Consider the following 19177-nt stretch of genomic DNA (forward strand, 5'->3'; position numbering starts at 1 on the left):
ATGCCGATCGACCAACTGAAGGACCGGATCCCGGACTTCGCCAAGGACGTCAGGTTGAACCTGTCGTCCATGGCGTCGGACGAGACGTTGTCGCCGCAGGCCAAATACGGCCTATTTGTCGCTTGCGCGATTGCGACGCGAAATCCGACGGTGGTTGCGGCATTGGAGGCCGTGGCGGCCCAGCATCTGTCGCCGGCAGCGCTGGCGGCGGCGAAGTCCGCCGCCTCGATCATGGCCATGAACAACGTGTATTACCGCTTCGTGCACCTTGCCTCGAACAAGGACTACGCCACGATGCCGGCACGGCTGCGCATGAACGTGATCGCCAATCCCGGGGTCGACAAGGTCGATTTCGAGCTGTGGTCGCTCGCGGTCTCCGCGATCAACGGCTGCGGTACGTGTATCGACGCGCATGAGAAGACGCTGAACGAGGCCGGCGTCAATGCCGCCACGATCCAGACCGCGGTCCGGTTCGCCGCGATCATCCAGTCGGTCGCGGTTGCGATCGAAGCTGCCGGGGTCAGCCTCGCGCAGGCGGCGGAATAGCCGTAGGCTTCCGGAGCTCGCGTCCCCGACAAAGAGAGGGGCGCGAGCTTCTTAGATCAGATCCAACATCCTAAGCCGACGACTGCAGCGAAAGCGAAGACGCGGGATCAGGCTGCACTGAACGCCCCGCCATGGCTGCGACCTTCGGTCGCGGGCGAAATCACCACCTGAACATCGCGTGGACGCGCGAGATACGGCGCTGATGTCACCAGCACATCGGCGCCGGCTGCGGCATAAGCGGCGGCATTTTGCGCATTGACGCCACCAGCCGCGGCGATGACCGGACGCGCGCGCGTCGTGGGCGCCGTCTGCGTGCGTGCGACCAACGTCGCAATGTCCTCCGGCGCGAACTTCTCGGCCTGGATCACGTCGAATCCCGCCGCGGCGGCCGCCACCGCCTGCTCCACATTGGTCACTTCCACGACCAGCCGCTTTTCGGGAGCGGCGCGCCGCAATCGTTCGACAATGTCCGCAAGCGAGGCCTCGCCGAGAAACGCGCGGTGTTCAGGAAACAGCAGCACAGTTTCCGAGAGCCCGAGCCGGTGCATGACCGCTCCCCCCGCTCGGACCGCCGCCACCGCAAAGCGCTTCACGCCCGGAACATTCTTTCGGGTGCAGGCCACGCTGATACCGGGAGCCACAGATCTAGCGGCCTTTACGGTCGCTTGCGCTTCGGTCGCAACACCGGACCAGATCTCGATCAAGGTCTGCGCGACCTTCCAGCCGCGCAACAGCGCCGAGGCCGGACCGGACGCGCTCAGGATCGGCGCTCCCTTCTCAAGAACAGCACCGCTGGCAGCGAACAACTCGACCCGAGCTCCCGCGAGCTCGACCAAGGCGGCGGCGTCTTCCGCCAGCGCCAGCGTCATCCGATCGCGGGCGGTAAACCGCATGACGCCGGCCGCCGTTCCGATCCCAAGCGCTTCTGTCGTGAGATCGCCATACGGCACGTCGTCCTGGAGCAAAGCTTCCAATTCTGCCCGCGATGCAGCTGTCGTCATTCAATACCTCTTATTCCCCGCGCTCCCGAGACGTTCGCTTGCCGACGCAGGATGTCGCGTTTCGGACGATCCCATTCCGATCCCTGCACTACCGTCCCACCCGCGTCGACCCAATGCACACTCCGTTCTAGGCGGAGCGGCGGTTGCATGCACGCGATGGGACGCGTAGCGTCTGTAACTCGTCTTGCCGTTCGCGACGATCTGAACCGGCAACCCGTCCGAGGCCAAACGACTCAAGCTCGCCATGAACCAGGATTCTGTCGACCCGGACCTCAATCGCCTCGCAGCCGTGCTCTACGGACCGGCCGACGACGCCGACAGCCTGCTGTCCGATTTTGCGCAAGCTCTGCTGCGCGACGGCGTCCGGGTCGGCGGCGTGGTCCAGCACAACGTCCGCGACGCCGCCGGCAAGAAGACAGGCATGGAAGTGATCGATCTCGCCGACGGTCACGCGATCTCCATCTGCCAGCCGCTTGGCAGCGGCGCCATGGCGTGCAAGCTGGACGCTGGCGGCCTCGCCGAAGCGGCGATGGCAGTCCAGCGGGCGATCAATGCCCAGGTCGACCTGATCGTGGTGAACAAATTCTCCAAGCAGGAAGCCTCCGGCGGTGGGCTGCGGGACGAGCTTGCCCTGGCGATCATGTCGGGGATTCCAGTCCTGACGGCAGTTCCCGAAAAATGTGTCGCGGAGTGGCAGACGTTCACCGGCGACTGCGGGACGACGTTGCAGCCCTCCCGCCCAGCCATCACCGCGTGGTGGCGCGAGGTGTCCTCTCGTCAGCACTGAGCAGCGGGCACACACAGACAGCTTACTTGCCGATTATCACGTCCGACGACTTCGATACCTGCCGAGACGACGTCATCGTCCTTCAGCTCGAGCTCATCGACCGCCTCATTGGTGCTGGCCGAAAACACCGTCAGGCCCGGGACTTTTTCGACCTTCACATGAGCGGTCGTCACGCCTTCCGCGACCGCTGCAATCGTTCTTGGCAGAACATTTCGTGCGCTCAGTTCCACGTGCAACTTCCTCTTTGATGCTGCACGCAGATGAAAGCAGAAAGTCCGCCGGTCCTCAATCAGGTATATTGCCAGGAATACAAGAAATGACCCACGTCATTGTCGCGTCTTCGACAAATCGCCGTCATGACAGCGAAGACGTTCGGCTCAGCCGAACTTGAACAGCACGCCATAACCGCCGCGAGGATAGCTCCACTCGATGTCGCCGCTGGCCTCCCCGATCACCCGACAGGTGCCACATTCGACGCAGCCGTCGGCAGTGATCTCGACCTGTCCTTTGTCGTTGAGTTCATAGCAGCGCGCGGGGCAGGCCTTCAGTAGTGAGAGCAGCTGCGGCGTGGGCGTGGTATGCGGACGCACTTTGATGTGAGCCCGCCCGGAGTCGACCAGATAACGATTGTAGAACAGCTTGTCCTCGACCCGCACAGCGACTTCCGTGGTCATGTCTGATCTCCCTCTCGTTCAGAATCTCGATTGCTGCTCAACGCCACGCCCGCGCGAAGCGGAACGCATCGCCGAACAGGCCGGTCCACGACCGCGCATTCACGAATGAGCGCAGCATGCTGCTCTCTTTTTCCTTCTTCGGCGTGCCGTCAACCCGCACGAAGTTCTGCATCGCCTTGGAGACCAGCTGCGGATAGGTCAGGAAGAAGTTCTGCGACTGGTTGTGCAGAAGCGCCGGCATGTCCTTGTATTTCTTCAGATCCTTGATGACGAAGGAGTCCTCAAGCATCTTCTTGTAGAGCGAGAGGTTCGCTTTGGTCATGGGATCGCGCCGCGACTTCACCTGGAAGATCGCTTCTGCCGCGATCCGACCCGAGGTCATCGCAAGGTTGGAGCCTTCGCGATGGATCGCATTATTGAGCTGGGCAGCATCGCCGACGACGACCCAGCCATCGCCGCAGAGCTGCGGGATCGCGTTGTAGCCGCCTTCCGGAATCAGATGCGCGGCATATTCCTTGACCTCCGAGCCCTCGATCAGCGGCGCGACCGACGGATGCCGCTTGAAGCGTTCCAACAAGCCATAGGGCGTTTCTCCGGTCTTCTGGAAGTCGGAGACCAGACAGCCGATGCCGAGCGAGATGCACTCCTTGTTGGAGTAGATGAAGCCCATCCCGGTCATTCCTTTGGAGATGGTGCCGGCGGCCTCGATGACGGCACCTTCATCCCCTTTGAGGTTGAAGCGAGCCTCGATCGTCTCGCGCGGCAGGAAGTGCATCTCCTTGACCGCAAGCGCGACGTTCTCCGGCTTCGGCCGCTCACGCAGGCCCGCGCGTGTCCCCAGCAGGCCATTGACGCCCTCCGCGAGCACCACGACATCGGCATGGATCTCGCCGTCGCGCCGGTCCGTCTTGACCCCGATGACCTTGCCATAAGCGTCCTGCGCGAGCTCCGTCACTGTGGTTTCGCACAGCACGGTAGCTCCGGCTTCTTTCACCTTGGATGAGAACCATTTATCGAACTGCGCGCGGATGATGGTGTAGCGGTTCGGCCTCTCCTCGTTGAAGTCATCCGAACGGTAATGCAGGCCGACATGCGATTTGTCGTCGAGCATCCAGAAGCGCTGCTCGACCAGATGCCGCTCGAGCGGCGCCTCCTCGCGGAAATCCGGAATCAGCTTCTCCAGCATGTCCGCGTAGAGGATTGCGCCCTGCACATTCTTCGAGCCCGAATATTCGCCGCGCTCGAGCTGCAGCACCTTCATGCCGCGCTTGGCCATGGTCAGCGCAGCGGCATTGCCGGCCATGCCGGCGCCCACGACGATCGCGTCGAACCGTTCCTCGATCATTGCCCTGCTCCTTCTAGCTTGCGATGCGATCGCGCGAGTGCGGCGACAGCCGTGCCCTGAACGCTTCCGTCAGCGCCGGCAACAGCCGGATCGCGTCGGTGACGATGCCGATATGGGCGAAGTCGAAGATCGGGGCGTTCTTGTCGGTATTGATGGCCACGATCAGGTCCGCACCCTCGACGCCGACGCGATGCTGGATCGCTCCGGAAATTCCGGCCGCAATGTATAGCTTGGGCCGGATGGTCTTCCCGGTCTGACCGATCTGGCGATCCGATGTCACCCAGCCCTTCTGCACCAGCGGACGCGAGCAGCCATATTCGGCACCGAGCACGGATGCGAGGCCGCGCACCAGTTGGAAGTTTTCCGGCGAGGCCAAGCCGAGGCCGCCGGCCACCACGATGTCCGCATAAGCGAGGTTCGACTTCGCGGAGTCGCGGTCGGGAATAAACGAGAGAATCTTGGTGACGATGTCATCCTCCACAAGACCGAGCTTGTGCTCGATGATGCGGCCGACCGGCTTCTCGACCCGCTCCGGCATCGGCATCACGCGCGGACGTACGGTTGCCATCTGCGGGCGATAGTTCAGCGTGTAGATGGTACATAGCAGCGAGCCACCGAAGGTCGGACGCGTGGCAGCGAGTGAGCCGTCCGCGTCGACATCGAGTTCGGTGCAATCGGCGGTGAGGCCAGTCAGCAAGGTGGTGGCGACTGAGCCCGCAAGGTCACGTCCCAAGGTGGTGGCGCCGAGCAGCAGGATTTCCGGCTTGAAGGTGTTGACGGTATCGGTCAGCGCCTTGGTGTAGGCCTCGTTACGGTAGTCGGTCAGCACCTGGTCGGCGACGATATAAGCGAGGTCCGCGCCGTAGCAGAATGCTTCGGCGGCCGCGTGCTGAACAGCCTCGCCGGGCGGCCCGATCACGACCGCCGCGAGGTCGACTTTAAGCTTGTCAGCAAGCTTGCGCCCGGCGCCCATCAGCTCCCAGGAGACGGGGTGCACTTGACCGCGCTCCTGTTCGATGAACACCCAGACGTGCTTATACGCCTTGAAATGCTCGGGCAGCTCTTTCTTGGTCGCGGCGCGGCCTGCAGGAGCCGGTGTTTTGGTCGGTTCGCTCATGGTCGTGTTCCCGTCTGTCCGTCAGAAGCCATGTGCCGACGTCACCAACTCGGCTTCGAGCTTCGGCTGTCGCTTGAAGAGCTCTTCGATCAGCGCGTCTGCCGGCGCCCGATTGGAAAAATCGACGAAGGTGGCCTTCTCTGCGCGCGCCGACGGCGCAAAGACGCGTTTGACGATGGTCGGCGATCCCTTCAGGCCGCATTTCGAAATATCTTCCACCCCCGCGTCCTTGGCGCTCCACGTCACGATCTGAGCCCGCGCCGCGCGCAGGGCATCGATCATCGCGCCGCGGCGGATCTCGTTGGTGGCTTCCAACATCGTGACCAGACAGGGCAGCTTGGTCTTCAGCACCTGGACGCCGCCCTCGGAACGGCGCTCTGCCTCGATGGTGCGCGCGACAGGGTCAACCTCGCAGATCTTGGCGACGTAAGTGAGCTGCAACAGGCCAAGGCGCTTGGCGATACCGGGCCCGACCTGAGCGGTGTCGCCGTCGATGGTCTGCTTGCCTGTGAAGACGATATCCGGAGCGCCAAAGGTCTCGCTGATCTTGCGGATGGCGGTGGCGAGCGCATAGGTCGTGGCCAGCGTATCGGCACCGGCGAAAAAGCGATCGGTCAGCAGCACGGCCCGATCGGCGCCGAAGGTCAGCGCCTTGCGCAGCGAATCTTCCGCGGACGGCGGCCCCATGGTCAGCACTGTCACTTCGCCGCCGAACTTGTCGCGCAGCTGCAGCGCGGCCTCGAGCGCGAACAGGTCGTAAGGATTGACGATGGTCGGCACGCCCTGGCGCATGATCGTGTTGGTGACGGGGTGGACCCGGATCTGCGCGGAGTCCGGAACCTGTTTGATGCAAACCACGATATGCATGTGATCACTCCCGAGCGTGGGGCCTGCACGAGAGGACAGCAATTGTCGTACCAGTTTTCGTCATGCCGAATATCGACGCTGATTCAATTACTTCGAGAGCGCCCCTGATCTGTTGCTCAGCTTTTTTGCAGAGGTCCGACAGGTCGGATGCAGCACGCGTCGGGAATGCGACAGAGGTGAGAAAGAACAAAGCCGCCAGCATGAACGACATGCTGGCGGCTCTTTGGAATCGTTCGCGATTGTTGAAGAACTACTTCAGCGTAGTGAGCGGCACGAAAGGCTTGGGCGCCGGCTTCGGCGGCGCCACCGCTTCCTTCAGGACCTTGAACACGCGTTGATCCAACGGCGTCGAGGTGATGAAGTCCTGATAGGCCTGTTCGAGGAATGATTTGCAGCGCGCTGCGGCTTCATCATTGGACGCGCCGGTAAAATCTTCGCTAACGAGATATTGTCCCATGCGGCGCAGAATATGCAGCCGGCAGACGTTCAGGACCTTGGGATCGTAGTCGACGTCCAGGAGCTTGAAGAAGTCCTCGGCAGCCGAGGTCTTGTTCAGCTGCTCCAGCACATCAGGCATTGCGGTCATGAGTTGGCTCCTTGCATCAAAACGGGATCCGCCTCACAGGCGCTTGTGGGCGCCGGCGCAGGCGGGCCATGGCGCAGCCGCTGTTTAACGTGTGCGAGCTGCGCCTCGAGAAATTCGATCCTGTCCAGCATCACCGAAAGCGCCTCCCCTACGGGGTCCGGCATCAGATGATGGTCGAGGTCGATGCGGCCGACGGTGCGGCGATGAGTGAACTCCGGACGCACGACCTTGGCCGGGATGCCGACCACCGTAACATCCGGCGGGGTGCCCTGGATTACGACGGAATTGGCACCGACACGCGTGCGCCGGCCGACCGTGATCGGCCCAAGGATCTTGGCGCCAGCCCCGACGATCACCCCGTCTTCCAAGGTCGGATGCCGCTTGCCCGGTGACCAGGAGGTGCCGCCGAGCGTTACCCCGTGATAGAGCGTCACATCGTCGCCGATCTCGGCGGTCTCGCCGATCACGACGCAGGCGCCATGATCGATGAAGAAGCGGCGCCCGATCTGCGCCCCTGGATGAATGTCGACATTCGACAGGAAACGCCCGAGCCAGGACAACAGCCGCGCCGGGAAACGCCAGCCGCGGCTCCAGAGCCGGTGCGCCAGGCGATGCCAGATCAGGGCATGGATGCCGGGATAGGTCAGCAAGGTCTCGAATTCGCTGCGCGCCGCCGGATCGCGCGAACGGACGCAGCCGATGTCCTCGCGGATCAGTCCGAGCAGCGAGGGCGTCTTGACGACGATCGCGAGGGGTTTGGTGACGTCGGTCTGGCTGAGATCACTCATGACTAGGCAAGGCTCGCAACGGGATGATCACAGACCTCGCGCCAGATCGCCGCGACAGCTTCCTTCGGTACCGGCCCCTTGATGGTGACCGCATGCTTGCGCACATGCGCGAGAATCCGCTGCGCCTCGTCCGCGCTGGCCGGCAGCCGCAGGTCCGACAGCAGCGCGGTGATCGCCGACAGGCCGGAATGCTTGCCGATGACGATCCGGTTGGAGCGACCGAACAGGGTCGGATCGAGCGCCTGATAAGTCCGCTGATCCTTCAGCAGCCCATCGACATGAATGCCGGATTCATGGGTAAAGACATGTTCGCCGACGATGGCCTTGTTCAGCGGGATGGCACGGGCGGCCGCGGCGGCGACCACCTTGGCCACGTTGTCGAGCTCGGCCAGATCGACGCCGGTCTCGCGGCGATAGAGCTGCCGCAGGGCAACCGCAACCTCTTCCAGCGGAGCGTTGCCGGCCCGCTCGCCAAGCCCGATCACGGTGACCGAGGCATGAGTCGCTCCGGCCTTGATGGCTGCGAGCGTGTTGGCGGTCGCCAGGCCCAGATCATCGTGACCATGGAATTCGAGTTCGAGATCGGTGGTCGCACGCAATGCGGCGACCAGAGCATAGGTCGCATCGGGATCGAGCACGCTGAGCGTATCGGCAATGCGAAACCTTCGTGCACCGAGCGAGCGTGCGGTGGCGATGACTTCGGCGAGGAATCCAACCTCGGCACGCGATGAGTCCTCGCCGCCGACCGCCACATCCAGCCCGCGCTCACGGGCATAGCCGACCACCCGCTTCAAGAGCTCCAGCGCGTCCCGGCGTCCACCACCGAGCTTGGCTCCGATCTGCACGTCCGATGTCGGAATGGACACGTTCACCATCGAGACACCTGCGGCGATGGCAGCATCGACATCGGCCTCACGCATCCGGCACCAGCTGATGATGGTGGCCGGCAGGTCGGCCTCGACGATCGCCCTGATCGCTGCGATCTCGTCAGCGCCCATTGCGGGGGTGCCTGCCTCGATCTCCGGAACGCCGGCATGTGCCAGCGCGCGCGCGATCGCAAGCTTCTCGCCGAGCGCAAAGGCGACCCCCGGGGCCTGCTCACCGTCGCGCAAGGTGGTGTCGTTCAAGATCACCGGCGGCGCCGGATGATTGACCGCAGAACCGGCCTCTCGGACGATTTGGTGCCCACGCTGTCCGGGAACATCAGGCATTCACTTGGCTCCTCGCAACCTGCATCCGGGGTATCGGAGCGAGCGCCCGCCAGCCGGCTGCGGGTTTAAGGGAGCAACGGCCATGCCAGCCGCCTAAAATTCACCTAAGAATTTGAAATATAATAAGATTTCTATCTTCTGCTATTTGTCGGTTTCGCGACAGGGTCATGAATGCAACGCGAAGCAAAGCGGCCATCCCGTCGGCCGGAGACTTGCGAGAAACGCGCCTCCCGGCCAGCCCGGCAGCAGCTCAGGCGTGCCGCCTGCGACGCAGATGGATGACGACGTCCACCCGCTCCATGCCGTAGCCCGGTAGCGGCTCCGGCAGATGATCGAAGCCGACATCCTCCGGCACATCGACCAGCACGCCCTCATCCTCATAGAAGAAATGCGGATGGACCGTAGTGTTGGTGTCGAAGAACGACCGCGATCCATCGACGCCGATCTGCCGTAGCAGGCCGAGCTGAGTGAACTGATTGAGCGTGTTGTAGACGGTAGCCTGGGAGATCTTCATGCCACTGGCGACGGCGGCCGCGTAGAGCGCGTCCGCGGTCACATGGCAATCGCCGTTCCCGAACAGGAGCCGGCTGAGCTGACGGCGCTGCTGGGTCGGCCGCAGTCCCGCCTGGCGTAGCGCCTCCTCACAGCGGCGCAACAGCATCTCGCCCGTGGCGCAGAGATCCGGCTCCGCGCACCCGGCCGCATCAACCGCGCAGGAAAAGCCGAATTGCGTCTCCGTGAACATCCCCACATACCTTAAGCCGTCATCGCGGCACCTGCGGCCGCCTCCTGCAGGGCGACCTGACGGCGGCGTTCCGCCATGCGACTTTCGCCGCTTTCTTCCCCGAAGCATTGATCGAAATCATTGCACTGGGTGCAGACCGGCGTCGTACACATGACGAAACCGTCGTCTTCGCAGAGCATCCGGTAGAAGAAGCGCTTCCAGCGCATATTCCTGGTGTTCCGGCTGGCGAGCGGGGCAAAATGCCGCATCAGGAGCCGGGTGAGTTCCGAGCGCTCGCGCAGCCCCAGGTCTTCCCAAAGATGATTCGGTTCCATCGCGCGCCGCGCAACCATCGCGGCGAGCCAGCGGCTGACATCACCTTCGGTCGAACGCTGCGACAGCAACAGATCCCGCACCATTGCGATCTCGTCATCGTCCGGCGCAGCGACGGCTCCGGTGATCGGCAGCCAGGACGAATCGACGGCGGCGGAAGGAAAGCACTGCGCCAACAGCGTGATCAGTTCGACGGTGGACAGGCCGACACGTTCCGCGAGCGAGCCATGCTCCATGGCCGACACCGCAATGATCGAGGCGACGACATGATGATCGAAGCTACGGTCGCCGTCGATCTCGGCATCAGCCGGATCCGATCCTGTAAGCAAGCGGTAGATCTCACGCCCGTAGCGTCGTGCGTCGTCTTGCGTGGCGTGCTCGCCGTGTCCGTCGGGCACAGACGGAGCGAGCGGAGCGGCAGCTTGCATCGATGTTGCCATGGCAGACTCCAGGTGTCCCTCGCGCCCCTTCGTCCAACGCTCTAGCAATGAGGTGCCGGCCTTCCGACGGGTGGAAGGCCGGCACCAAGACTGCTTAAGCCGTTGCGGCGAGGTCGGCGGCAGTCTTTCCGATCTGGGACTCGTCGACCGCTTTCATGATGCCGTGCTCCATCAGCATGTCTTCGAGCTCGTCCATCGTGATCGGGGTCGGGATGATGCCCTTGCCGGCATTGTTGTGAATCCGGGTCGCGAGTTCCCGGTAGTGGCCGGCCTGAACCGAATCCGGCGCATATTCCAGCACGGTCATGCGGCGCAGCTCGGCATGCTGCACGATGTTGTCGCGCGGCACGAAGTAGATCAGCTTGGTGCCGAGCTTCTTGGCCAGGGCTTCCGCCAGCTCCAGCTCCTTGTCGGTCTGGCGCTCGTTGCAGACCAGGCCGCCGAGGCGCACGCCGCCCGAATTGGCGTACTTCAGAATGCCCTTGGAGATGTTGTTGGCGGCATACATCGCCATCATCTCGCCGGACATCACGATGTAGATTTCCTGCGCCTTGTTCTCGCGGATCGGCATCGCAAAGCCGCCGCAGACCACGTCGCCGAGCACGTCGTAGGACACGTAGTCGATGTCCTCATAGGCGCCGTTCTCTTCCAGGAAGTTGATCGAGGTGATCACGCCGCGGCCGGCGCAGCCGACCCCCGGCTCCGGACCGCCGGACTCGACGCAGCGGATGTTCTGATAGCCGACCTTCATCACCTCTTCGATCTCGAGGTCCTCGACGCTGCCCGCCGCAGCCGCCAGGCTCAGGATCGTGTCCTGCGCCTTGGCGTGCAGGATCAGGCGGGTCGAGTCCGCCTTCGGGTCGCAGCCGACGATCAGGATCCGGTGGCCCATCTGGGCCAGCGCCGCCAGCGTGTTTTGCGACGTCGTCGACTTGCCGATGCCGCCCTTGCCGTAAAATGCGATTTGTCGCAGTGACATTCTGCTCTCCATCAACCGATTGCCAATGTCCCGCATGCATCAGGCGATGCGAGACCTCGTCCCTATCTCTTCAGAACCGGCAGACGGGTTATTGGGAAGGAGAGCATCGCTCGTCCGAAGCGTCGGCGTGCACCCAGCCCTCAACCATTGCCTGGCAACCCGTTTTGCAACCGACGTGCCAGAGGGGCTGCTGCGTCAAAACCGACGCGTTTCTAATGAGATGCATAAATTACCGCGGCCTGCGGCTGCTTGTTGCAAACCTGACATCGGAACGCCTTGCAAGAGCGATCGACTGCCTCGGCTGTTGGAAAGAACACAACAGACGCGCCATTCTCGCGCTCCAGCACGCGGAACAGAACTTGCTAGAAAATGGCTGCACGCTTTGCGGACGTGCGCGCGGCCATCTTCAGGAGAATGCGATGCAGATCGGCGTAGAAACAGCGAAAGCAGTCGACCAGCGGCGGGTATTCGTGATCGACGAGGACGAAATCACACGCGCGGCCCTGCAGTTCATGCTTCATGACGAGATCGAAACTCACGAACTTGCAACCCCTGAGGAAGCCTATGAGAAGGGCGTCGAATGGTTGACGCCTCATGTCGTGATGCTCGGCGTCTCATTCCTCCAGCAACGCGGCCCGGAGCTGGTCCGCGAGATCCTCGCGAAATTCCCGGGCGTACGCGTCCTGATCGTCACCACCAAAGCCGAAGAAGCCGTCGCGATCGAGGGCCTGAAGGCCGGCGCGCACGGCGCGGTGGTCAAGCCATTGACGATCGAAGCGGTGCGCAAGAAGGTCGACACCATTCTCGGCCGCGCCGGCGGCGCCACGTTGGTCCAGCTCGGCGGCTTCTGACATGACGTTGGTCGTGTTCTACGAGAAGCCGGGCTGCGGAACCAATGCGCGGCAGAAACTGATGCTGGAGCGCGCCGGCCATACAGTGATCGCTAAAAATCTACTGTCGGAGCCGTGGACAGGAGAGCGACTGCGTATCTTCTTCGCGGACACCCCGGTATCAGCCTGGTTCAATCCGGCCGCTCCGCGGATCAAATCCGGAGAGATCAAACCGGAGGCGATCGGCGCCGTTGCCGCCATCGACCTGATGCTCGAAGATCCGCTGCTGATACGCAGACCCTTGATCGAGGCCGACGGCCAATGCTGCGCCGGCTTCGAGCGCGAGCCGGTGCCATCATTGTTGGGTCATCGCGATCTCGACGATGTCCAGGGCTGCACGCGCCAGGACGCTTCCACGACTCCCTGCCCGGAGCCGCGCTAAGCGGCTCCGGATTGGCTTTATCGCTTCAACACCATCACGAGCCGATCGACACGCTTGCCCTGCTTGAAATGGGACTCGACAATCTCGTCGATGTCCTCAGGGCTGGTCGGCCGATACCAGATGCCGTCAGGATAGACCACCATCATCGGACCGGCGCTGCAGAACCCGAAGCAGCCGGCGGCAGTCACGCCGATATCGGTCAGCCGCTGCGCTTCGATGGTCTTGGTGAGGCGATCCCACAGCGGCTGCACGCCGAGCGCACCGCAGCTGCCGCGCGGATGTTGCGGCGGCCGCTGCGTCAGACAAACAAAGGCGTGATACTTGTAGAGCTGCGGAATCTCGAAATCGTCGTCAGCCTCGATGGTAACCTCGCTCATGACGCCGCTGCCTTGATGCCCTTCTCGGCCAGCAGCGTCCCGAGCTCGCCAGCCTGGAACATCTCGCGTACGATGTCGCAGCCACCGACGAACTCGCCCTTGACATAGAGCTGCGGGATAGTCGGCCAGTTCGAGAATTCCTTGATCCCTTCACGGATGAACGGATCGGCGAGGACGTTGACGCTCTCATACGGCACCTCGAGCTTGGCCAGGATCTGTGCCACGGCCGCGGAGAAGCCGCATTGCGGCGCCGCCGGCACGCCCTTCATGAAGAGAACGATATCATTGCCGTCGATCAGCTTTTGAATGCGTTCGGATGTCGACATTTGTCCGATCCTTTCACCTCTGGATGCAACCGTTCACTTCGGTGGCATTTCACTTCGGCAGCGCCGTCTCGAGCGCCAGCGCGTGCAGAATACCGCCCATCTGTCCCTTCAGCGCCGCATAAACCATCTGATGTTGCTGCACGCGACTCTTGCCGGTGAAGGCGGCTGACGTGATCCGGGCGGAATAGTGGTCGCCGTCGCCCGCCAGATCCTCGATCACGACCACGGCATCCGGAAACGCATCCTTTATCATGCGCTCGATATCAGTTGCGGCCATCGCCATCGCAACACACTCCTGCTGGAACGATGGCGCTCATGCAAGGTCCGAACCAATCGCGAAAACGCTGTTGAAAGCAGCTTCGTAGTCGCACCGAATGGACTCCGCCCTGCGGCTTGCGTCGCATTTGCGACAGGCGCGCGTTTGGGAGCGCAATGCAGCGTACCAAATGCAACATGCGAAAGCGGCTCAGCCGGTTCTCGTCTGCGCAACGCGCGCACCAGGCGGCGCAAGAACGGTCCGCGTCTTGCAACGCATTGATCGAGGTCAATGCAATGCTCGAATTGGTGTCCGAACCCGACACGATCAACTTCGGCGACCTGCCGGACGAGATCGACGCGCTGTTGCAGCAGGGTGTCGCTGCCTATCGGCGCGATCATGCGCGAGCCGACCGCCTGTTCCGGCAGGCGCTCGCGGCGGCGCCGGCAGAGCTTCCGACCTATTTCTGCCTCTACAAGATCCACACCTATCAAGGCAATCTCGACGAGGCCAAAGCGGTTGCCGAGCTCGGGCTGCAAGAGGCGGCGCGTCAAGCCGGCTGGTCTCACGATTGGCGGCAATGGACGCCACAAACGCCAATTCCCGACGGCGCCGGCCGCTTCGCGCTCTACACCCTGAAAGCCCTCGCCTTCATTCACCTGCGCAAGGATGAACGCGACCACGCGCGGCAGATGCTCAACGCGCTACGACAGCTCGATCCCGCCGGCGCCGTCGGGTGGCCGGTCGTCGCGGCGCTCGCCGATGGCATCGGTTAAGGGAGGGGGCGGCATGGCACTTCGTTTGCACAATCAGGACGAGGACCTTCCTAACACCATTGTGCCTGTCGGGAGCTTCAATCCCGACCAGGGCACGGATCAGAGAGGAGAACTCGCATGAACGACATGCAAGCCGTCACCGCTCCAGCCAATATGTCGACAACCATGGCCACGGGATCACGGGACGCAGCCGAAAGCGTCATCGCAGCGCTCCGCACGGTTTACGATCCCGAGATCCCCGTCAACATCTATGACCTCGGCCTGGTCTATCGCATTTCCCACCAGGGCGGCGGTGCCGTCGAGATCGACATGACGCTGACCGCGCCCGGCTGCCCGGTGGCCAGCGAAATCGTGCGCATGGTCGAAGAAGCCGTTTCAAGCGTCGATGGCGTTCAATCGGTCAAGGTGACCTTGGTGTTCGAGCCGCCGTGGGACAAGTCGCGGATGTCCGAAGACGTCGCGTTGGAGCTTGGATTGTTATAGCGCGCCGCGCGCGCTGCTTGGGCCGTATCGGATAAGGGAGCTTCGCATGGCTACAGAAAGCACGATCAAGCTGACCGCCAATGATGGACACACGTTCTCGGCCTATCGCGCCGATCCGGCAGACACGCCCAAAGGGGCGATTATCGTACTGCCCGATGCCGCGAACGACGAGGGCAAGATCCGCAAGGTGGCCGAAGGCTTCGCCGCGAGCGGCTATCTTGTGATCGCCCCTGCTCTCTCGGAGCCTGCCACGCCGGCTCAGGCAGATGGTGACGGTGAGGCGACTGCTCCTTCCGATCCCACAGCGCCCCTCTTCGCCGAGCTTCAATCCACGGTCGACAGTATCAGCGACTGCGGCAAGATCGCAGTGATCGGCTATGGCGTCGGCGGAGGTCTAGCCTACACCGCGGCAAATCGCGTTACGGGACTCGCCTGCGCCGTCTCCTATTACGGCACCGGGATCATCGAGAACGCCGGCGCGAAGCGGAAAATTCCAACTCTTCTCCACTTCGGTGAAGCCGATGCCGTCGTTCCCTTCGCCGAAGTCGGCCAGTTCAGGGCCTACCATCCCGAGGTAAGCGCATTTTCCTATCCCGGGGTAGCGCATGATTTCGATGACGACGGCACGAGCTATGATGAGACCGCAAGCAAGCTTGCGCACGACCGGACCATGACCTGGATCTCCCAATATGTCGTCGGCCAGCCGCCGGTCGCCTTGAAAAACGCGGGCGCCTACGCCCTCGCCAAGACCGACAAGAAAAAGAAGAAGAAGGCAGACGACGACATGGGTCCGCCGATGGACTGAGGGAGGAGCGCGATGCTGCCGACCACGATCCTGATCGACGAGCGGCCGCGCTGCGTGGTGCGGCCCAACGACACCAAGGATCTCAACCGGTTCATCCGGAACGGCAAGCCGTATCTGCTCGCCGACAAGCCGGACGGCAAAATCACCCATCGCAATGCCAGCGACGCCGAACTGTCGCAATGGCAGAACGCGCTGGCGCTGCATCGCGCCTGGGGCGGCGACGATGAGAGCTTTTTCGGTGTGCCGTTGTGTGCACCGGTCATAGATCCATAGGGGGAAGGCGGCACCGGCCGCATTTGGTCGCGTCGATCGAAGTGCGCCGTGCCCGCCAGTCCATCGATGTCATCGGCGACACAGTCGGTGGGTAAGCTTCGCCTTGCCGGCCCTAACAGCCGTTGCTCATCCTGCCGTCCCGTGAAATCTCAACTCAAGGCCGTGCTGCGCGCGCATCGTGCGGATTGCCGGCCTGGTTGCGCATCCAGTCCGCGAGCTTGGTCATGGCGGCATCGACATCCTGCCGCGCTTGCGCGTCGGCCACGGTCTCCTCGAGCGCGCCACGCATGCAGAGCAACCAGGCGTCGCGCTCGGAAGCTCCGATGCTGAAGCCCATATGGCGCTGGCGGAGCCGCGGATGACCCTTCTCCGGCGAGTAGAGTTTTGGGCCGCCCAGCCATTCCGAAAGATATCGCTTCAAGGTCCGCTTGGTCGGTCCGAGATCGTTCGGGTGCATGTCGCGGATCACCTTGGCTTCCGGCAGGCTGTCCATGCGCCGATAGAAGGCTTCGACCAGCCGGTCGACGATGATGGCACCGCCGATCCGCTGATAGGGTGTTACGACCGTTTCCGTCTCGGACATCAGTGCTTTCCGCTCTCTTGCTACTCGTCCATGCTGGGCTGCAGGATCACCTCGGCCGGCGCGCCCGGCCCCTGCTCGTCGATGAGCTGAAGCGCGTCAACCCGGGAGAGTCCTGCGCCGCTGTCCATCAGGACGATAGCGTCCCTCGGCATGCTCGCAAGGGCCTCGATCAACTTGGCAACCGTCACGGATCCGGCTCCTCCACACGTTACGCGCTGGCGACCCCGGCAATCTGCGTTCCAGTATCGTCGAAACGCAACGTCACCGGGTCCTCATCCAGCATCACGATCTCTGCGCGGCTCAACGCACCGTTGGCGTGATAATGATACCGATGGATGAGCTCGATCTCGCCATAGACCACCTTCTCGAAGCCCATCAAGGCGCCGGCGCGATCGAAGTAGCCCCGGATGAAGGTGTTGCGGTTCGACAGCTGGTCCGGCGCGATCGCGTTGACGAGCCGTAGCGGCAGCCTGACTCCGGTATAGGACACAAAGAAACGCGTGTCCTGCTCCACACCGCTTTTCATGCTGGCCGCCCAGACTTCATAGCTTCGCCGGCCGCCCTATCAGGACGCCACAGCGGTCTTCAGGGCGTCGACCTGCTCGCGTGCAACCTTGAACACGCCACGCCCCCCCGCGAAGGTCTGATACGCTTTCATGCCGATAGCATCGCTCAGCCGGTCGAACCATTGCTGTGGCGTAAGTCCGGACGGACGCTCGCCGATCTCAGCGACGGTGCCGTCCGAGGCGAACCTGACATGAACCACGACGTTCTGCTGTTCCATCTGATCCTCCTTACGCGTCACAGACCCGAGGCAAAGCCCAGAAGTTCGATCTTGACGTTCTCGGTGCCGAGGATCGTCGCCTGGCAAGCCAAGCGGGACTTCGAGCCGACGCCGACGATGGTGTCGAGCTTCTCGTTCTCGAGCTTTGCGACCTTGGAGACGCCCTTGCGGCCTTCATGCACGAAGATGTGGCAGGAGCCGCATTTCGCCTGTCCCTCGCATTTATGCTGGATTTCGATATTGGCCCCGAGCAGCGCAGCGAGGATGGTCGTTCCCTCGCCGACTTCGATGGTCTGGCCCGCGGGCATCACCGTCAAGGTTGTCATTGGATTCTCCTTCTCCAGTTTGACTTGCTCTAATAGATTGCCGATCCTGCACCGACATTGACCGATGCGTCCTTCATCGTCGCAACGATAAAGGCGATCTGGTCGGCGGTGAGGTGGACGTGGAACGGCAACGCCACGACGCGATCTGCGACCTTTTCCGTCACCAGATAATCGCCGCGGCGATAGCCGAGATCGAAATAATGCCGCTGCAGATGCAGCGGATTCGAATAAGCAACCGCTTCGACCCGCTCCACCCGCAGATCCTCGACGATCGAATCACGGCTCGACCGCGAAAAGCGCGTGCCGAGGTGCACCTGATAAAGAAACCAGTTCACATCCGTGACATCGGGTCCGACATAGGGGTCCTTGATGCCTTCAAACGATTGCACCTGGCTGTAATAAATCTGCTCGATCAGCTTGCGGCGCTCGAGGATCTCCTCGATCCGCTTCAGCTGCGCCAGACCGAGCGCTGCCGTCACGTCGCTCATGACCGCATGGTGAGATGCCGCGCTGCTGACAACGACCGAGGCACGCTCGTCCAGACGATGCGATCGATGCCGCCGCATCGCGACCGCGAGATCAACGTCATCCGTGACGACCATGCCGCCCTCGCCGCAGGTCATTGCGAAGGGCTGGCCGAAGTCGAAAATGGCGACCTCGCCGAAGCTCCCGACCAGCGCTCCCTTATATTTCGAGCCGATCGCCTCGGTGGAATCTTCGAGCAGCGGCAGCCGGTGCTTCTTCGCCATTTCGCGCAAGTCAGTCCACTGCGCCGGATGGCCATTGGTGTTTCCGACCACGATCGCCTTGGTCTTCTCGGTGATCCGTGTCTCGACCTTGGCCGGCGCGAGCGTGCCGGAATAATAGTCGATGTCGGCAAACACGGGGCGTGCGCCCACGATGCTGATCGCATGCGCGATCTCGCGAAAGGAATAGGACGAAGCAATCACCTCGTCGCCGGGACCGATATCGTAGGCCTTCAACGCGATCAGGAGCCCAAGCGTGCCGCTCGGAACCGCGATCGCATATTTGCGGCCGAGATAGGCGGCAAACGCGGCCTCGAACTCTTCGACCAACGGACCGTTCGACAGCCGCGGCGAACGCAAGCTCGCCTCGACCGCTTCGATTTCGGCCACCGTGATGTCGGGATCCGACAGCGGAATGAACCCGGAACTCACGGGGGTGAGGACCGTCTCCTCGTCGTCGATCCTGTCGGCATCGTGAACCAAGACCGGCTTGCTCATGATCGCTCGCTCCGTTTGGCCAGGATCAGCCCCGTCGCTCGCGCCGGATCGGCGGTCACCTGGGCGCAGTGGTCGCTGGCATCGAGCAGATGCAGATCAAAGGCGGGATAGCTGCGGAACGGCGCTTCCGTCACGTCGGAGGCATCGCATCTGGTCAACGCGAGATGCGGAAACCGCTTCCGGAGTTCACCAAAGGCAAGGCCGCTCGCGTCGGGCCCGGTGAGGACCTGCTCGATCTCGCTCAATTCCTGCTCGGCAAGTGCCATCGCCCGTC

Annotated in this window: 30 protein-coding genes; 8 read left to right on the forward strand and 22 right to left on the reverse strand. The window is 62.7% G+C overall.

Annotated elements, in window-relative coordinates; translation table 11 throughout:
• Positions 1-546, forward strand: coding sequence for a carboxymuconolactone decarboxylase family protein (locus QXZ85_RS13960; protein ID WP_315704623.1), 546 nt, complete (start codon positions 1-3; stop codon positions 544-546).
• Between the two features lie 107 nt (positions 547-653).
• On the opposite strand, the gene modD is transcribed toward QXZ85_RS13960, so the two are convergent.
• Entirely contained in the window at positions 654-1547 is an 894-nt protein-coding gene (gene modD / locus QXZ85_RS13965) for a ModD protein (RefSeq protein WP_315704624.1), read from the reverse strand.
• 244 nt (positions 1548-1791) lie between these two features.
• On the opposite strand from modD, the gene QXZ85_RS13970 reads away from it, so the two are divergent.
• A complete protein-coding gene (locus tag QXZ85_RS13970; RefSeq protein ID WP_315704625.1) occupies positions 1792-2334 on the forward strand; it encodes a DUF2478 domain-containing protein in 543 nt (180 codons plus the stop codon).
• Here QXZ85_RS13970 and QXZ85_RS13975 read toward each other — a convergent pair.
• The 11 genes from QXZ85_RS13975 to nifH form a co-directional block, all read right to left on the reverse strand.
• Positions 2325-2564, reverse strand: a complete 240-nt coding sequence (locus QXZ85_RS13975) for a transporter (RefSeq protein WP_315729644.1) — start codon at positions 2562-2564, stop codon at positions 2325-2327. The genes QXZ85_RS13970 and QXZ85_RS13975 overlap by 10 nt on opposite strands.
• Before the next feature lie 147 nt (positions 2565-2711).
• Complete coding sequence (locus tag QXZ85_RS13980; RefSeq protein WP_315704627.1) at positions 2712-3008, reverse strand: ferredoxin family protein; 297 nt, start codon at positions 3006-3008, stop codon at positions 2712-2714.
• Positions 3009-3045: 37 nt separating this feature from the next.
• The gene (locus QXZ85_RS13985) at positions 3046-4353 is read right to left on the reverse strand and encodes an FAD-dependent oxidoreductase (RefSeq protein ID WP_315704628.1); all 1308 of its coding nucleotides are present in this window, start codon (positions 4351-4353) and stop codon (positions 3046-3048) included.
• 13 nt (positions 4354-4366) lie between these two features.
• Positions 4367-5470 carry an electron transfer flavoprotein subunit alpha/FixB family protein gene (locus QXZ85_RS13990; RefSeq protein WP_315729646.1) on the reverse strand — a complete coding sequence of 368 codons (1104 nt, stop codon included), beginning with the start codon at positions 5468-5470 and terminating at the stop codon, positions 4367-4369.
• A 21-nt stretch (positions 5471-5491) separates the two neighbouring features.
• Entirely contained in the window at positions 5492-6337 is an 846-nt protein-coding gene (locus QXZ85_RS13995; RefSeq protein WP_315704630.1) for an electron transfer flavoprotein subunit beta/FixA family protein, read from the reverse strand.
• Between the two features lie 250 nt (positions 6338-6587).
• On the reverse strand, positions 6588-6923 hold the full coding sequence (gene nifW / locus QXZ85_RS14000) for a nitrogenase stabilizing/protective protein NifW (RefSeq protein WP_315704631.1): 336 nt from the start codon (positions 6921-6923) through the stop codon (positions 6588-6590).
• A complete protein-coding gene (gene cysE, locus QXZ85_RS14005) occupies positions 6920-7711 on the reverse strand; it encodes a serine O-acetyltransferase (RefSeq protein WP_315704632.1) in 792 nt (263 codons plus the stop codon). The genes nifW and cysE overlap by 4 nt, the downstream gene beginning before the upstream one ends.
• A gap of 2 nt (positions 7712-7713) precedes the next feature.
• The gene (gene nifV / locus QXZ85_RS14010; RefSeq protein WP_315704633.1) at positions 7714-8922 is read right to left on the reverse strand and encodes a homocitrate synthase; all 1209 of its coding nucleotides are present in this window, start codon (positions 8920-8922) and stop codon (positions 7714-7716) included.
• A 250-nt stretch (positions 8923-9172) separates the two neighbouring features.
• On the reverse strand, positions 9173-9667 hold the full coding sequence (gene irrA, locus QXZ85_RS14015; RefSeq protein WP_315704634.1) for an iron response transcriptional regulator IrrA: 495 nt from the start codon (positions 9665-9667) through the stop codon (positions 9173-9175).
• A gap of 11 nt (positions 9668-9678) precedes the next feature.
• Entirely contained in the window at positions 9679-10419 is a 741-nt protein-coding gene (locus tag QXZ85_RS14020; protein WP_409977574.1) for a nitrogen fixation protein NifQ, read from the reverse strand.
• A 94-nt stretch (positions 10420-10513) separates the two neighbouring features.
• Positions 10514-11410, reverse strand: coding sequence for a nitrogenase iron protein (gene nifH, locus QXZ85_RS14025; protein WP_315704635.1), 897 nt, complete (start codon positions 11408-11410; stop codon positions 10514-10516).
• 407 nt (positions 11411-11817) lie between these two features.
• On the opposite strand from nifH, the gene QXZ85_RS14030 reads away from it, so the two are divergent.
• Positions 11818-12249, forward strand: a complete 432-nt coding sequence (locus tag QXZ85_RS14030; protein ID WP_315768360.1) for a response regulator — start codon at positions 11818-11820, stop codon at positions 12247-12249.
• Position 12250: 1 nt separating this feature from the next.
• Positions 12251-12670, forward strand: coding sequence for an ArsC/Spx/MgsR family protein (locus QXZ85_RS14035; RefSeq protein WP_315704637.1), 420 nt, complete (start codon positions 12251-12253; stop codon positions 12668-12670).
• A 17-nt stretch (positions 12671-12687) separates the two neighbouring features.
• On the opposite strand, the gene QXZ85_RS14040 is transcribed toward QXZ85_RS14035, so the two are convergent.
• Genes QXZ85_RS14040 through QXZ85_RS14050 form a run of 3 tightly spaced genes read right to left on the reverse strand, consistent with a single transcriptional unit; the run spans position 12688 to position 13656 of the window.
• Complete coding sequence (locus QXZ85_RS14040) at positions 12688-13047, reverse strand: (2Fe-2S) ferredoxin domain-containing protein (RefSeq protein WP_315704638.1); 360 nt, start codon at positions 13045-13047, stop codon at positions 12688-12690.
• Positions 13044-13373, reverse strand: a complete 330-nt coding sequence (gene grxD, locus QXZ85_RS14045; RefSeq protein ID WP_315704639.1) for a Grx4 family monothiol glutaredoxin — start codon at positions 13371-13373, stop codon at positions 13044-13046. The genes QXZ85_RS14040 and grxD overlap by 4 nt, the downstream gene beginning before the upstream one ends.
• A 49-nt stretch (positions 13374-13422) precedes the next feature.
• Positions 13423-13656, reverse strand: a complete 234-nt coding sequence (locus QXZ85_RS14050) for a BolA family transcriptional regulator (RefSeq protein ID WP_315704640.1) — start codon at positions 13654-13656, stop codon at positions 13423-13425.
• Between the two features lie 269 nt (positions 13657-13925).
• Here QXZ85_RS14050 and QXZ85_RS14055 point away from each other — a divergent pair, with 269 nt between their 5' ends.
• The 4 genes from QXZ85_RS14055 to QXZ85_RS14070 all read left to right on the forward strand — a co-directional run bounded on the left by QXZ85_RS14055 (position 13926) and on the right by QXZ85_RS14070 (position 15966).
• A complete protein-coding gene (locus tag QXZ85_RS14055; RefSeq protein WP_315704641.1) occupies positions 13926-14405 on the forward strand; it encodes a hypothetical protein in 480 nt (159 codons plus the stop codon).
• A 117-nt stretch (positions 14406-14522) separates the two neighbouring features.
• Positions 14523-14888, forward strand: a complete 366-nt coding sequence (locus tag QXZ85_RS14060) for an iron-sulfur cluster assembly protein (RefSeq protein WP_315704642.1) — start codon at positions 14523-14525, stop codon at positions 14886-14888.
• Positions 14889-14934: 46 nt separating this feature from the next.
• On the forward strand, positions 14935-15693 hold the full coding sequence (locus QXZ85_RS14065) for a dienelactone hydrolase family protein (protein ID WP_315768362.1): 759 nt from the start codon (positions 14935-14937) through the stop codon (positions 15691-15693).
• A gap of 12 nt (positions 15694-15705) precedes the next feature.
• A complete protein-coding gene (locus QXZ85_RS14070; RefSeq protein ID WP_315741933.1) occupies positions 15706-15966 on the forward strand; it encodes a hypothetical protein in 261 nt (86 codons plus the stop codon).
• A 154-nt stretch (positions 15967-16120) separates the two neighbouring features.
• On the opposite strand, the gene QXZ85_RS14075 is transcribed toward QXZ85_RS14070, so the two are convergent.
• From QXZ85_RS14075 to QXZ85_RS14105, 7 genes are read right to left on the reverse strand one after another with little or no spacing between them, the layout of a single operon-like run.
• The gene (locus tag QXZ85_RS14075; protein WP_315704645.1) at positions 16121-16549 is read right to left on the reverse strand and encodes a group II truncated hemoglobin; all 429 of its coding nucleotides are present in this window, start codon (positions 16547-16549) and stop codon (positions 16121-16123) included.
• Positions 16550-16569: 20 nt separating this feature from the next.
• Positions 16570-16737 (reverse strand): hypothetical protein, encoded by a 168-nt coding sequence (locus QXZ85_RS14080; protein WP_315704646.1) that lies wholly within the window; start codon positions 16735-16737, stop codon positions 16570-16572.
• Positions 16738-16757: 20 nt separating this feature from the next.
• Positions 16758-17075 (reverse strand): DUF6156 family protein, encoded by a 318-nt coding sequence (locus QXZ85_RS14085; protein WP_315741934.1) that lies wholly within the window; start codon positions 17073-17075, stop codon positions 16758-16760.
• Between the two features lie 39 nt (positions 17076-17114).
• The gene (locus tag QXZ85_RS14090; protein ID WP_315704648.1) at positions 17115-17333 is read right to left on the reverse strand and encodes a hypothetical protein; all 219 of its coding nucleotides are present in this window, start codon (positions 17331-17333) and stop codon (positions 17115-17117) included.
• A 17-nt stretch (positions 17334-17350) separates the two neighbouring features.
• Complete coding sequence (locus tag QXZ85_RS14095; protein WP_315704649.1) at positions 17351-17659, reverse strand: 2Fe-2S iron-sulfur cluster-binding protein; 309 nt, start codon at positions 17657-17659, stop codon at positions 17351-17353.
• A 29-nt stretch (positions 17660-17688) separates the two neighbouring features.
• Positions 17689-18903, reverse strand: coding sequence for a DegT/DnrJ/EryC1/StrS family aminotransferase (locus QXZ85_RS14100; protein WP_315704650.1), 1215 nt, complete (start codon positions 18901-18903; stop codon positions 17689-17691).
• Positions 18900-19169 (reverse strand): hypothetical protein, encoded by a 270-nt coding sequence (locus QXZ85_RS14105; protein ID WP_315704651.1) that lies wholly within the window; start codon positions 19167-19169, stop codon positions 18900-18902. Before QXZ85_RS14105 ends, QXZ85_RS14100 begins: the two co-directional genes overlap by 4 nt.
• Positions 19170-19177: the final 8 nt, after the last annotated feature.

The organism is Bradyrhizobium sp. SZCCHNGR1005, from assembly GCF_032489995.1.
Classification (GTDB): Bacteria; Pseudomonadota; Alphaproteobacteria; order Rhizobiales; family Xanthobacteraceae; genus Bradyrhizobium.

Excerpts from the sequence above, each read along its gene's own strand:
- QXZ85_RS13960 (WP_315704623.1), top strand. The coding sequence starts at position 1 with ATGCCGATCGACCAACTGAAGGACCGGATCCCGGACTTCGCCAAGGAC.
- modD (WP_315704624.1), bottom strand. The coding sequence starts at position 1,547 with ATGACGACAGCTGCATCGCGGGCAGAATTGGAAGCTTTGCTCCAGGAC.
- QXZ85_RS13970 (WP_315704625.1), top strand. The coding sequence starts at position 1,792 with ATGAACCAGGATTCTGTCGACCCGGACCTCAATCGCCTCGCAGCCGTG.
- QXZ85_RS13980 (WP_315704627.1), bottom strand. The coding sequence starts at position 3,008 with ATGACCACGGAAGTCGCTGTGCGGGTCGAGGACAAGCTGTTCTACAAT.
- QXZ85_RS13985 (WP_315704628.1), bottom strand. The coding sequence starts at position 4,353 with ATGATCGAGGAACGGTTCGACGCGATCGTCGTGGGCGCCGGCATGGCC.
- QXZ85_RS13990 (WP_315729646.1), bottom strand. The coding sequence starts at position 5,470 with ATGAGCGAACCGACCAAAACACCGGCTCCTGCAGGCCGCGCCGCGACC.
- QXZ85_RS13995 (WP_315704630.1), bottom strand. The coding sequence starts at position 6,337 with ATGCATATCGTGGTTTGCATCAAACAGGTTCCGGACTCCGCGCAGATC.
- nifW (WP_315704631.1), bottom strand. The coding sequence starts at position 6,923 with ATGACCGCAATGCCTGATGTGCTGGAGCAGCTGAACAAGACCTCGGCT.
- cysE (WP_315704632.1), bottom strand. The coding sequence starts at position 7,711 with ATGAGTGATCTCAGCCAGACCGACGTCACCAAACCCCTCGCGATCGTC.
- nifV (WP_315704633.1), bottom strand. The coding sequence starts at position 8,922 with ATGCCTGATGTTCCCGGACAGCGTGGGCACCAAATCGTCCGAGAGGCC.
- irrA (WP_315704634.1), bottom strand. The coding sequence starts at position 9,667 with ATGTTCACGGAGACGCAATTCGGCTTTTCCTGCGCGGTTGATGCGGCC.
- QXZ85_RS14020 (WP_409977574.1), bottom strand. The coding sequence starts at position 10,419 with ATGGCAACATCGATGCAAGCTGCCGCTCCGCTCGCTCCGTCTGTGCCC.
- nifH (WP_315704635.1), bottom strand. The coding sequence starts at position 11,410 with ATGGAGAGCAGAATGTCACTGCGACAAATCGCATTTTACGGCAAGGGC.
- QXZ85_RS14030 (WP_315768360.1), top strand. The coding sequence starts at position 11,818 with ATGCAGATCGGCGTAGAAACAGCGAAAGCAGTCGACCAGCGGCGGGTA.
- QXZ85_RS14035 (WP_315704637.1), top strand. The coding sequence starts at position 12,251 with ATGACGTTGGTCGTGTTCTACGAGAAGCCGGGCTGCGGAACCAATGCG.
- QXZ85_RS14040 (WP_315704638.1), bottom strand. The coding sequence starts at position 13,047 with ATGAGCGAGGTTACCATCGAGGCTGACGACGATTTCGAGATTCCGCAG.
- grxD (WP_315704639.1), bottom strand. The coding sequence starts at position 13,373 with ATGTCGACATCCGAACGCATTCAAAAGCTGATCGACGGCAATGATATC.
- QXZ85_RS14050 (WP_315704640.1), bottom strand. The coding sequence starts at position 13,656 with ATGGCGATGGCCGCAACTGATATCGAGCGCATGATAAAGGATGCGTTT.
- QXZ85_RS14055 (WP_315704641.1), top strand. The coding sequence starts at position 13,926 with ATGCTCGAATTGGTGTCCGAACCCGACACGATCAACTTCGGCGACCTG.
- QXZ85_RS14060 (WP_315704642.1), top strand. The coding sequence starts at position 14,523 with ATGAACGACATGCAAGCCGTCACCGCTCCAGCCAATATGTCGACAACC.
- QXZ85_RS14065 (WP_315768362.1), top strand. The coding sequence starts at position 14,935 with ATGGCTACAGAAAGCACGATCAAGCTGACCGCCAATGATGGACACACG.
- QXZ85_RS14070 (WP_315741933.1), top strand. The coding sequence starts at position 15,706 with ATGCTGCCGACCACGATCCTGATCGACGAGCGGCCGCGCTGCGTGGTG.
- QXZ85_RS14075 (WP_315704645.1), bottom strand. The coding sequence starts at position 16,549 with ATGTCCGAGACGGAAACGGTCGTAACACCCTATCAGCGGATCGGCGGT.
- QXZ85_RS14085 (WP_315741934.1), bottom strand. The coding sequence starts at position 17,075 with ATGAAAAGCGGTGTGGAGCAGGACACGCGTTTCTTTGTGTCCTATACC.
- QXZ85_RS14090 (WP_315704648.1), bottom strand. The coding sequence starts at position 17,333 with ATGGAACAGCAGAACGTCGTGGTTCATGTCAGGTTCGCCTCGGACGGC.
- QXZ85_RS14095 (WP_315704649.1), bottom strand. The coding sequence starts at position 17,659 with ATGACAACCTTGACGGTGATGCCCGCGGGCCAGACCATCGAAGTCGGC.
- QXZ85_RS14100 (WP_315704650.1), bottom strand. The coding sequence starts at position 18,903 with ATGAGCAAGCCGGTCTTGGTTCACGATGCCGACAGGATCGACGACGAG.
- QXZ85_RS14105 (WP_315704651.1), bottom strand. The coding sequence starts at position 19,169 with ATGGCACTTGCCGAGCAGGAATTGAGCGAGATCGAGCAGGTCCTCACC.